The organism is Kitasatospora sp. NE20-6 (assembly GCF_045862635.1).
Map to the genome: position 1 here is coordinate 22,868 of NZ_BPRL01000005.1, position 12,080 is coordinate 34,947.

At 72.5% G+C, this 12,080-nt stretch carries 7 protein-coding genes; 5 read left to right on the plus strand and 2 right to left on the minus strand.

Features of this window, described 5'->3' with window-relative positions; genetic code table 11:
- Positions 1 to 77 precede the first annotated feature (77 nt).
- The 3 genes from SNE206_RS05700 to argF all read left to right on the plus strand — a co-directional run bounded on the left by SNE206_RS05700 (position 78) and on the right by argF (position 5,640).
- Positions 78 to 1,751, plus strand: a complete 1,674-nt coding sequence (locus SNE206_RS05700; RefSeq protein ID WP_407912250.1) for a 3' terminal RNA ribose 2'-O-methyltransferase Hen1 — start codon at positions 78 to 80, stop codon at positions 1,749 to 1,751.
- Complete coding sequence (locus SNE206_RS05705) at positions 1,748 to 4,471, plus strand: polynucleotide kinase-phosphatase (RefSeq protein ID WP_407912251.1); 2,724 nt, start codon at positions 1,748 to 1,750, stop codon at positions 4,469 to 4,471. Before SNE206_RS05700 ends, SNE206_RS05705 begins: the two co-directional genes overlap by 4 nt.
- 167 nt (positions 4,472 to 4,638) lie before the next feature.
- Positions 4,639 to 5,640 (plus strand): ornithine carbamoyltransferase, encoded by a 1,002-nt coding sequence (gene argF / locus SNE206_RS05710; protein ID WP_407912252.1) that lies wholly within the window; start codon positions 4,639 to 4,641, stop codon positions 5,638 to 5,640.
- A gap of 100 nt (positions 5,641 to 5,740) precedes the next feature.
- Here argF and SNE206_RS05715 read toward each other — a convergent pair whose 3' ends face one another.
- Both SNE206_RS05715 and SNE206_RS05720 read right to left on the minus strand, forming a co-directional pair.
- Positions 5,741 to 6,271, minus strand: a complete 531-nt coding sequence (locus tag SNE206_RS05715; RefSeq protein ID WP_407912253.1) for a superoxide dismutase family protein — start codon at positions 6,269 to 6,271, stop codon at positions 5,741 to 5,743.
- A 95-nt stretch (positions 6,272 to 6,366) separates the two neighbouring features.
- Positions 6,367 to 6,804, minus strand: a complete 438-nt coding sequence (locus tag SNE206_RS05720; RefSeq protein ID WP_407912254.1) for a type II toxin-antitoxin system VapC family toxin — start codon at positions 6,802 to 6,804, stop codon at positions 6,367 to 6,369.
- A 408-nt stretch (positions 6,805 to 7,212) separates the two neighbouring features.
- On the opposite strand from SNE206_RS05720, the gene acnA reads away from it, so the two are divergent.
- Entirely contained in the window at positions 7,213 to 9,873 is a 2,661-nt protein-coding gene (acnA, locus tag SNE206_RS05725; RefSeq protein ID WP_407912255.1) for an aconitate hydratase AcnA, read from the plus strand.
- Between the two features lie 551 nt (positions 9,874 to 10,424).
- Positions 10,425 to 11,753: a glycoside hydrolase family 18 protein gene (locus SNE206_RS05730; protein ID WP_407912256.1), complete on the plus strand. Its 1,329-nt coding sequence runs from the start codon at positions 10,425 to 10,427 to the stop codon at positions 11,751 to 11,753.
- Positions 11,754 to 12,080: the final 327 nt, after the last annotated feature.

The following is a 12,080-nucleotide window of genomic DNA, read 5'->3' on the forward strand; positions in this document are numbered from 1 at the left end:
CGTCCGGACGCCATCGACCGCGCGGACCGGCCAAAATGCGATGACCTGCCGATCCCCGGTCGGCCATACTCGGCCGGGTGTTCATCTCGATCTCCACCACGGCCACCGCGGACGGTCCCGCCACCGACCTGGGCTTCCTGCTGCACAAGCACCCCGACAAGGTGCAGCGCTTCTCGACCGCCCACGGCGTGGCGCACGTCTTCTACCCCGAGGCGACCGACGAGGCCTGCACCGCAGCCCTGCTGCTGGACATCGACCCGGTCGCCCTCGTCCGCCAGAACCGGGGCAAGGGGGGCCGCGGTGGTTCGCCCGACCTCGCGCTCGCGCAGTACGTGAACGACCGCCCCTACGCGGCGTCCTCGTTGCTGGCCGTCGCGCTCCGCACCGTCTTCCGGACGGCGATGAAGGGCGACTGCGAGAAGCTGCCCGGTCGGGCCGACCTCCCGATGCCGCTGCGGATCGCCCTGCCCGCGGTGCCCGCCAACGGCGGCAGCGACGGCGGACCCGCCATGGTCCGGAGGCTCTTCGAGCCGCTCGGGTGGCAGGTCTACGCCACCGCGGTGCCGCTGGACGAGGTGTTCCCCGCATGGGGCGACAGCCGTTACGTGCGGCTGCAGCTCACCGGCGAACTGCGGCTCGCCGACGCGCTGCAGCACCTCTACGTGCTGCTGCCGGTCCTCGACGGGTCCAAGCACTACTGGGTCGCACCGGACGAGGTCGACAAGCTGCTGGCCGCCGGCGACGGATGGCTCGCCGGGCACCCCGAGCGGGCACTGATCACCCGCCGCTACCTGGCCCGCCGCTGGTCGCTCACCCGGCTCGCCATGGAGCGGCTGGCGCTGGCCCGCCTCGCCGAGGCGGACGACCAGGAAGCGGAGGAGCTGGACAACGCCGTGTCCGACGACGAGTCCGAGGCGCCCGGCGCGGCCGAGGACGTCCACGCATCCGGGGAGCTCCAGGCGTTCGGCACGGCCGACGCATCCGGCACGGCCCGTGCGTCCGACGCGCCTGCCACCGCCACCACCGATACCACCGATACCACCGCCACCACCGATACCGTCGACGGGCCGACGGCGTCCGACGACGCCCACGCGGGCCGTTCCCGACCGCTCGCCGAGCTGCGCCGGGAGGCGATCCTCGCCGCCCTCGCGGAGACCGGTGCGGCGCGGGTGCTCGACCTCGGCTGCGGCCAGGGCGAGCTGGTCGGTGCGCTGCTGAAGGACACCCGTGTGAAGGAGGTGGTCGGCGTCGACGTCTCCTCCCGCGCCCTGGCCGCCGCCGCGCGCCGACTTCGGCTGGACCGCATGCCGGAGCGTCAGGCCGCGCGGGTGCAGCTGGTGCAGGGTGCGCTCACCTACACCGACGCCCGGCTCAAGGGCTACGACGCCGCGGTGCTCTCCGAGGTCGTCGAGCACCTCGACCTGCCGCGACTGCCCGCCCTGGAGTACGCGGTCTTCGGCGCCGCCCGCCCCCGGGCGGTCGTCGTGACCACCCCCAACGTGGAGTACAACGTCCGGTGGGAGAGCCTCCCGGCGGGCCATGTACGGCACGCGGACCACCGCTTCGAATGGACGCGGGCGGAGTTCCGCACCTGGGCCGAGCAGGTCGCCCGCACGTACGGGTACACCGTCGACCTCCGGCCCGTCGGCCCGTCGGACGAGGAGGTCGGGGCGCCGACCCAGCTCGCCCTGTTCCTCGCGTCCGGCAGTGCCACGACCGACCAGGCCCCCGAAGGGAGCGTGACCCGATGACCACCGACGACCGCCGCGCCGCCGACGGGACGACCGCCGGCGACACCACCCACGTCGCCCCCGCCCCCGCTCCTGCCCCCGACCCCGCTCCTGCCCCCGACCCCGCGTCGTCCGGCACACCGTCCGGCACACCGGCCGACGCACCGGCCGACGCGCCCGCTGCGGCGCAGCGCGCCCGGCGGCTGCCCGTCACCGACGTGTCCCTCGTCGTGCTGATCGGCACCAGCGGCTCCGGGAAGTCGACCTTCGCCCGCTCCCGCTTCAAGCCCACGCAGGTCGTCTCCTCCGACTACTGCCGCGCTCTCGTCTCCGACGACGAGAACGACCAGTCGGCCTCCGCCGACGCCTTCGACGTGCTCCACTACATCGTCGGCAAGCGGCTGGCGGCCGGCCGGCTGACCGTCGTCGACGCCACCAACGTGCAGCCCGAGTCCCGCAAGGCCCTCGTCCGGCTCGCCCGGGAGCACGACGTCCTGCCGATCGCGATCGTCCTGGACGTCCCGCTCGCGGTGTGCGCCGAGCGCAACCGCCACCGCCCGGACCGGCAGCTGCCCGACCACGTGCTGCCGCGCCAGCAGCGCGAGCTCCGGCGTTCCCTCAAGGGCCTGGAGCGCGAGGGCTTCCGCAAGGTGCACCTCCTGCGCGGCGAGGAGGAGGTCGCCACCGCCGAGATCGTGACGGAGAAGCGGTACAACGACCTGCGGCACCTCACCGGTCCCTTCGACATCGTCGGCGACATCCACGGCTGCCGCTCCGAGCTGGAGACGCTGCTCGCCCGCCTCGGCTACGACCTGGCCCGCGACGCCCGGGGCCGGGCGGTCGACGCCGTCCACCCGGACGGCCGCACCGCGGTGTTCGTCGGCGACCTGGTCGACCGCGGCCCGGACACGCCGGGCGTGCTGCGCCTGGTGATGGGCATGGTCGCTGCCGGCCACGCCGTCTGCGTGCCGGGCAACCACGAGAACAAGCTCGGCCGGCACATGGACGGCCGCAAGGTCACGGTCGCGTACGGCCTGCAGGAGTCGATCGACCAGCTGGCCGCCGAGTCCGAGGAGTTCCGCGCCGAGGTCCGCACCTTCATGCGGGGCCTGGTCAGCCACTACCTGCTGGACGGCGGCGCCCTGGTGGTCTGCCACGCCGGTCTGCCGGAGAAGTACCACGGCCGCAACTCCGGCCGGGTCCGCTCGCACGCGCTGTACGGCGACACGACGGGCGAGACGGACGAGTACGGGCTGCCGGTCCGCTACCCGTGGGCGGAGGAGTACCGGGGCAAGGCGCTGGTGGTCTACGGCCACACCCCGGTGCCCTCGGCGAGCTTCGTCAACAACACGATCTGCCTGGACACCGGCTGCGTCTTCGGCGGCAGCCTGACCGCGCTGCGCTACCCCGAGCGCGAGCTCGTCTCCGTCCCGGCGGAGCAGGAGTGGTACGCCCCCACGCGGCCGCTGCACACGGACGCGCCGGGTGGCCGCGAGGGCCGTCCGCTCGACCTCGCCGACGTCTCCGGACGGCGGATCGTGGAGACCGCGCACCACGGCCGGGTCGCCGTCCGGGAGGAGAACGCCGCCGCGGCGCTGGAGGTGATGAGCCGCTTCGCGCTCGACCCGCGGCTGCTCGCCTACCTGCCGCCGACGATGGCCCCGTCCGCGACCTCGCGGCGCGAGGGCTATCTGGAGCACCCGGAGGAGGCGTTCCTGGCGTACCGCCACGACGGGGTGCAGCACGTGGTCTGCGAGGAGAAGCACATGGGCTCCCGGGCCGTCGTGCTGGTCGCCCGGGACGAGGCCGCGCTGGAGAAGAGGTTCGGCCTCTCCGGCCCGGGCGCGATCTGGACCCGTACCGGTCGGGCCTTCCTCGGGGACGACGGGCTCACCGGGGCGGTCCTCGACCGGGTCAGGACGGCCGCCGAGCGGGCCGGGCTCTTCGACGAGCTCGGCACCGGCTGGCTGCTCCTGGACGCCGAGCTGATGCCGTGGTCCCTCAAGGCGGCCGACCTGCTGCGCCGCCAGTACGCCGCGGTCGGCGCGGCCGCGGGCGCCGCGCTGCCGCAGGTGGTGGACGCGCTGGAGCGTGCGGCCGCCCGCGGGCTGGACGTCGCCGACCTGACGGCCCGGCAGCGGCGCCGTGCCCTGGACGCGGAGGCGTTCACGGCCGCGTACCGGCGCTACTGCTGGCCCACCGAAGGGCTCAGCGGCATCCGGCTCGCGCCCTTCCAGCTGCTCGCCGCCGAGGGGGCCAACCTCGCGGTGCTCCCGCACGACCGGCACCTCGACTGGATCGACCGGCTGGTCGCCGCGGACGATCCGGAGGCGCCGGTGCTGCAGGGCACCGGCCGCCTGCTGGTGGACACCGCCGACGACGCGTCCGTGGCCGCCGGCATCGCCTGGTGGGAGGAGATGACCGCGGCGGGCGGTGAGGGCATGGTCGTCAAGCCGGTGGCCTCCCTCGTGCGCGACGCCGCGGGCCGACTGGTGCAGCCGGGGGTGAAGGTCCGCGGCCGCGAGTACCTGCGGATCATCTACGGCCCGGACTACACCGAGTCGCTGGACGTGCTGCGGCAGCGGTTCCTCGGCCACAAGCGCTCGCTCGCCCTCCGCGAGTACGCGCTCGGCCTGGAGGCGCTCGACCGGCTGGCGGCGAACGAGCCGTTGTGGCGGGTCCACGAGCCCGTCTTCGCGGTGCTCGCGCTGGAGTCGGAGCCGGTCGACCCGCGTCTCTGACCGCCGGTCCGGCCCTGCCGCACGCGGCAGGGGCGGACCGGCCTGGTCCGGCCGCGCTCCGGCGGTGTCCCGCGCGGCCGGACGGAATCACACGCCGCCATCTGCATACAAATTCGGGCCGTCGTATACACTTCCCATTCAAGTATCCGATGACCCAGGAGCCCGGCATGGCGTTCAACCTCCGGAACAGGCACTTCCTCAAGGAGCTCGACTTCACTCCCCAGGAGTTCCGCTTCCTGGTGGACCTCGCCGCGCAGCTGAAGGCCGCCAAGTACGCCGGCACCGAGCAGCCCCGGCTCCGGGGCAAGAACATCGCGCTGATCTTCGAGAAGACGTCGACCCGCACCCGGTGCGCCTTCGAGGTGGCCGCGCACGACCAGGGCGCCACCACCACCTACCTCGACCCGGCGGGCTCGCAGATCGGCCACAAGGAGTCGATCAAGGACTCGGCGCGGGTCCTCGGCCGGATGTTCGACGGGATCGAGTACCGGGGCCACGGCCAGCACATCGTCGAGGAGCTGGCCGCGAACGCAGGGGTGCCGGTGTGGAACGGGCTGACCGACGAGTGGCACCCGACCCAGATGCTCGCCGACGTGCTGACCGTGCAGGAGCACTGCGCCAAGCCCTTCTCCGAGGTCGCCCTGGCCTACCTCGGCGACGCCCGAAACAACATGGGCAACTCGCTCCTCATCACCGGTGCCCTGCTCGGGATGGACGTCCGGATCGTCGCGCCGGAGCAGCTCTGGCCCGCCGCGGAGGTGCAGAAGGCCGCCCAGGCCCTCGCCGAGACCTCCGGTGCCCGGATCACGCTGACCGAGTCCGTGGCCGACGGCGTGGCCGGCGCCGACTTCCTCTACACCGACGTCTGGGTGTCGATGGGGGAGCCCAAGGAGGTCTGGGCGGAGCGCATCGAGATGCTCAGGCCGTACCAGGTGTCGATGGACACCGTCCGGGCGACCGGCAACCCGGCCGTCCGCTTCCTGCACTGCCTGCCCGCGTACCACGACCTCGGTACCGAGATCGGGAGGCAGATGCACGAGGCGACCGGCATGGCCGAGCTGGAGTGCACGGACGAGCTGTTCGAGTCGGCGCACTCGGTGGTCTTCGACCAGGCGGAGAACCGGCTGCACACCATCAAGGCCGTCATGGTCGCGACGCTCGGCTCCTGACCCCCACCCACCCATCCATCCACCCGCACACTCACTGACCCACTCGCCCGCCGGCACCGGCCCCGGGCCCTGCCCGCCGTCGCGCCGCTGTGCCGACGGGTCAGAGGTCGACGTCGACGCACGCGATGCGTTCGCCCGCCGGGTGGGTGCCGATCCGGTGGCCGGTGTGCAGCACCAGGGAGTGCGCCCCGCCCGGGCGGAAGGCGAAGCCGACCGCCGTCCGTGCGGCTGCCTGTCCGGTGCCGTCGGTGCGGAGCGCCAGCCTGACCTCGTTGCGGTCGTTGGCGTAGGCAGGGTCGGTCGAGGGCTGCACCGGGTCCGGCACGTTCTGGTAGTGCGGTCCGGAGGCGGCCGGGTCGGCGCCGCAGCGGCCGGTGTGCACGTGTGCGGCGAGGTCGAGCGCGGGGGCGAGGCCGCGGAGTTCCAGGGCGACCGTGGAGGCACCCGGGGCCCGGGTGGCGGTGAGCCGGACGTGGGCCCCGTAGGGCACCAGGTCGGGTGCGTGGCTGATGGCGGTCGGCCGTACGAAGGCGGATGCCGGGTCGAAGTCCGCGTCCACGACGGTGGCGGGTGCCGCCAGCGCGGGCAGGAGGAGCAGTGCGGGCAGGGCGGGGGCGAACGGCACGGGCATCGGGGGCCTCTCGTCGGGCGGGCCCGCCGCGGCTCGGGTGGGCCGTCCCACGGTGGCGTCCGGCCGGGCGGGTGGCGCGGCGGCGTGCCGTGGCGTCACCCGGACGGGGTGGTCCGGCCTGCCGCGGTGTTGCCGCCCGCGTCGATGCCGCGGATCTCGCAGCGGGGGCCGCTGGCCCGCATCAGCCGCAGGTCGGCGGTGACGAGGGGGGCCCCGAGCTGTTCGGCGACCGCCACGTACGCGGCGTCGTCCGGGGTGAGGTTGTCCTTGAGTTCCCAGACGCGTCGGAGCAGCGGGGCCACGTCGACCCGCCGGATCGGCAGGGCGGGCAGCTGTTCGGCGAGTTCGGTGACGCGTTCGGCGGTGACCTGGCGGGCGAGGAGCAGGCCGCGCAGCGACTGCATGCACTCGATGAGGACGTGGTCGGGTGCGGCCCACGCGGTGTCGCGGGCGAGTTCGGCGCGGGCCCCGTCGCCGCGCGGGCCGTCGTCGGCCAGGGCGAGGACGAGGGCGGATGCGTCGACGACGATCACGGGCGGGCTCCTCGGCGGCGTGGTGCCGTCGTCCTGCGGGCGGTGCCGGTGCGGGACGTGCGCGGCTCGGGTGGGGATCGGGACACCCTAGCTGCGGTGCGGGTCCGGCCGGCGTGTCGGGGAGGTGTTCCGGGGAGGTGTCCGGGCTCCGTCGCCCCCGCGCACTTGCGCCGCACGGGCGGCGGGTGAAGTTTGGGAGGGGTGCCGTGGCGCGTCCCGGAAGGGCCCTGCCTGAGGTGATGGCGTGCGCGGGCATGCACTATGGTTTATCTCGACATCGAGATAAGTTCACACTATGATTTATCTTGATATCAAGATAGTTGCCGAGAGCCGCACGCCTTCCGTATCGGCAGGGTGGGCTTAGCTAAGGCTTACCTTACCATCGGGTGGACCCAGAAGGAGTCAGTCGTGTCCGCGAACAGCTTCGACGCCCGCAGCTCGCTGCAGGTGGGCGACGAGTCGTACGAGATCTTCAAGCTCTCCGCCGTCGAGGGTTCCGAGCGGCTGCCGTACAGCCTCAAGGTCCTGCTGGAGAACCTCCTCCGCACCGAGGACGGCGCCAACATCACCGCCGACCACATCCGCGCCCTGGGCAACTGGGACGCCGCGGCGGAGCCGAGCGAGGAGATCCAGTTCACGCCCGCCCGCGTGATCATGCAGGACTTCACCGGCGTCCCCTGCGTCGTCGACCTCGCCACCATGCGTGAGGCCGTCAAGGACCTCGGCGGCGACCCGGCGAAGATCAACCCGCTGGCGCCGGCCGAGCTGGTCATCGACCACTCCGTCATCGCCGACAAGTTCGGCACCCCGGACGCCTTCGTCCAGAACGTCGAGATCGAGTACGGCCGCAACAAGGAGCGCTACCAGTTCCTGCGCTGGGGCCAGACCGCGTTCGACGAGTTCAAGGTCGTCCCGCCCGGCACCGGCATCGTGCACCAGGTCAACATCGAGCACCTGGCCCGCACCGTCATGGTCCGCAACGGCCAGGCGTACCCCGACACCTGTGTCGGCACCGACTCGCACACCACCATGGTCAACGGCCTGGGCGTGCTGGGCTGGGGCGTCGGCGGCATCGAGGCCGAGGCCGCGATGCTCGGCCAGCCGGTCTCCATGCTGATCCCGCGCGTGGTCGGCTTCAAGCTCAACGGCCAGCTCCCGGCCGGCACCACCGCCACCGACCTGGTGCTCACCATCACCGAGATGCTGCGCAAGCACGGCGTGGTCGGCAAGTTCGTCGAGTTCTACGGCGAGGGCGTCACCTCGATCCCGCTGGCGAACCGCGCCACCATCGGCAACATGTCGCCGGAGTTCGGCTCGACCTGTGCGATCTTCCCGATCGACGCCGAGACCATCAACTACCTCAAGCTCACCGGCCGCGACGAGCAGCAGCTCGCCCTGGTCGAGGCGTACGCCAAGGAGCAGGGCCTCTGGCACGACCCGTCGGTCGAGCCGGTCTTCTCCGAGTACCTGGAGCTGGACGTCTCCACCGTCGTCCCGTCGATCTCCGGCCCGAAGCGCCCGCAGGACCGCGTGATCCTGGCCGAGGCCGCGGACAGGTTCGCGGAGGCGCTGCCGACCTACTCCGCCGAGGCCTCGAAGCCGACCGCCGTCACCGCCCCCGACGGCTCGTCCTACGAGATCGACAACGGCGCGGTCGTGATCGCCTCGATCACCTCCTGCACCAACACCTCGAACCCCTCCGTCATGCTGGGCGCCGCCCTGCTGGCGAAGAAGGCCGTGGAGAAGGGCCTCACGGTCAAGCCGTGGGTCAAGACCACCCTGGCCCCCGGGTCCAAGGTCGTCATGGACTACTACGAGAAGGCCGGCCTCCTCCCGTACATGGAGAAGCTGGGCTTCAACCTGGTCGGCTACGGCTGCGTCACCTGCATCGGCAACTCGGGCCCGCTGCCCGAGGAGGTCTCGGCCGCCGTCAACCAGGCCGACCTCGCGGTCGTCTCGGTGCTCTCCGGCAACCGCAACTTCGAGGGCCGGATCAACCCCGACGTCAAGATGAACTACCTGGCGTCCCCGCCGCTGGTCGTCGCGTACGCCCTCGCCGGCAACATGAACGTCGACATCACCCGTGACGCGCTGGGCCAGGACGCCGACGGCAACGACGTCTTCCTCGCCGACATCTGGCCGTCCGAGCAGGAGGTCGCCGACACCGTCGCCGGCTCCATCGACGAGGCCATGTTCGACAAGGGCTACCAGGACGTCTTCGCGGGCGACCACCGCTGGCAGTCGCTGCCCGTGCCGACCGGCAACACCTTCGAGTGGGACGCCGAGTCGACCTACGTCCGCAAGCCCCCGTACTTCGACGGCATGGCCAAGACCCCGAGCCCGGTGACCGACATCGCCGGTGCCCGCGTGCTGGCCAAGCTGGGCGACTCGGTCACCACCGACCACATCTCCCCGGCCGGCAACATCAAGCCGGGCACCCCGGCGGCGCAGTACCTCACCGAGCACGGTGTGGAGAAGCGTGACTTCAACTCCTACGGCTCGCGCCGTGGCAACCACGAGGTCATGATCCGCGGCACCTTCGCGAACATCCGCCTGCGCAACCAGATCGCGCCGGGCACCGAGGGCGGCTACACCCGCGACTTCACCCAGGCCGACGGCCCGGTGTCGTTCATCTACGACGCCTCGCAGAACTACCAGGCCGCCGGCACCCCGCTGGTCGTCCTGGCGGGCAAGGAGTACGGCTCCGGCTCGTCCCGCGACTGGGCGGCCAAGGGCACCGCGCTCCTGGGCGTCAAGGCCGTCATCGCCGAGTCGTACGAGCGCATCCACCGCTCGAACCTGATCGGCATGGGCGTCCTGCCGCTGCAGTTCCCGGCCGGCCAGACCGCCGACTCGCTGGGCCTCACCGGCGAGGAGACCTTCTCCTTCTCCGGCGTGACCGAGCTCAACGAGGGCCGCACCCCGAAGACCGTCAAGGTCACCGCGGTCGGCGCGGACGGGACCAGCACGGCCTTCGACGCGGTCGTGCGCATCGACACCCCCGGCGAGGCGGACTACTACCGCAACGGCGGCATCCTGCAGTACGTGCTGCGCAGCCTGATCGGCTGAGCACCGCAGTGACCCGGAGGCCGGGCCGCACCCCCTGACAGCAGGGGGTGCGGCCCGGCCCTCGTCGTCGTACGGCGGAGGCGTGGCGGCACCGCGTGACCCCCGGCCCGTGATCCGTGCCGAGCGGCGGGCGCCGCCGGCCGACGCCGAGCGGCCGACGCCCGGACAGCGGGCCACGCCCTCGCTCTGCGCCGGGCGCACGGTGCAGGAGACCCTGGCGCACATGGCGGCGACGGCCTGGACGACGCCGGTGCGCTTCGCGCTGCGGATGGCCCGGAGGTGGCCGGACCGGTGCCGGCCCTGCCTGACGGTGCGCACGGGGCGGCAGGAGGCGCTGGGCGAGCCGGCGGGGGCGCCGGGGTGCCGGCGCCGGCGTCACGCGGCTGACGGCCGTCCGCGGACCTTCCGCGGGGCGGCCCGCGGGACCGGCGTTGTGCCGGTGGGCGGTTGACGGTGCGTCGGCCCCCTTGTGCGCGGCCCGGCCGATGGACTAAACCTCTGTCTCAGCTTGGTCCAGACCATTTGATGCCGACTCGGAGAAGGCCACGGGCATGCCCAGACGCACCTCAGCAGTCCTCGCGGTGGCACTGGCCACCGTGCTCGCCGCACCGGCGGCCGCACAGGCCCACGACCACCCCGCCCCCCGCCTGAAGGGCCAGCGGGTCGGCTACTTCACCCAGTGGGGCGTCTACAGCGGCGCCACCGCCCGCAAGGTCCAGGAGTCCGGCCAGGCCGGCAGGCTCACCGTGATCAACTACGCCTTCGGCAACGTCTCCGCCGACGGCACCTGCTTCGAGGCCAACGCCGCCGGCGTCGGTGACGCCTGGGCCGACTACCAGCGGCCCGTCGGCGCGGAGGAGTCGGTGGACGGCGTCGCCGACACCGCCGAGCAGCCGCTGAAGGGCAACTTCAACCAGCTGCGCAAGCTGAAGGCGAAGAACCCCCAGCTCAAGGCCGTGATCTCGCTCGGCGGCTGGACCTGGTCGAAGTACTTCTCGGACGCCGCGGCCACCGACGCCGCCCGCAGGAAGTTCGTCGCGTCCTGCATCGACCTGTACGTGAAGGGCGACCTGCCGCAGCTCGGGTCCGCCGAGGGCGGGGCCGGTGCGGGGGCCGGGGTCTTCGACGGCATCGACATCGACTGGGAGTACCCGGGCGGCGGCGGCGACCCGGGCAACGTCGTCCGTCCGGAGGACGGCCGCAACTACACGCTGCTGATGCAGGAGTTCCGCCGCCAGCTGGACGCGCTGGGCGGCAAGCGGCACGCCCACTACCTGCTGACGGCCGCCGTCCCGGCGGGGGAGGCCAAGGCCGACCAGCTGGAGATCGGGAGGGTCGCCCGCTCGGTCGACTGGCTCAACCTGATGACGTACGACCTGCACGGCCCGTGGGAGGCCCAGGGGCCGACCAACCACCAGGCCAACCTGTTCTCCGACCGGGCCGACCCGTCGCCGCAGAACGCCGGCTACAGCGTGGACCGCGTGGTGCGCCACTACCTGTCCAGGGGCCTCCCCGCGGAGAAGGCGGTGCTCGGCGTGCCGTTCTACGGCTACGGCTGGACGGGCGTGGCGGACGGCGGCACGGCGGGCCTCTACCAGGCGGCGACCGGCCTCGCGCAGGGCGGCAACCTGCCCTACCGCCTGATCAAGGACCTGCCCGGCACGGTCCACGACGACCGGTTGCACGGCGCGACCTGGAAGTACGACGGGACGGAGTTCTGGACGTACGACACGCCCGAGCTGCTGACCCGCAAGGCGCGCTACGTCCGGGCGCTCGGGCTCGGCGGGGTGATGGCCTGGTCGCTGGACAACGACGACGCCCAGGGCTCCCTGGTGGCGGCCGTCGACAGGGGTCTGCAGGGCGGCTTCGGGCGGCCGTGACCCGACGGGGGGCGTGCCGGTCCCGGCGCGCCCCCCGCTTCCGCCCTTCCACGCGCAGCGTCTCGCATCACGATTTCGATCGCCGATGCGCGAAGCTGCGCGTTTCTATGTCCAAACGAGCATCAGCGCGCTATCTTCTCGGTGTCCGGGCCGTCTACCGGCTATCGGGCAGGCTCCCTGCGCATTGCACATGCTGCACCGCCCGCAACGCTTTGACTCCCAACGTGACCCATCCAGCGGCCCTGCTATTGCCGCAGGATGAACAGTGGACTATACCTTTGCGCATCGACCGCACGCCTTTGACCGGCGCACTTGCCGCCAGGCGGG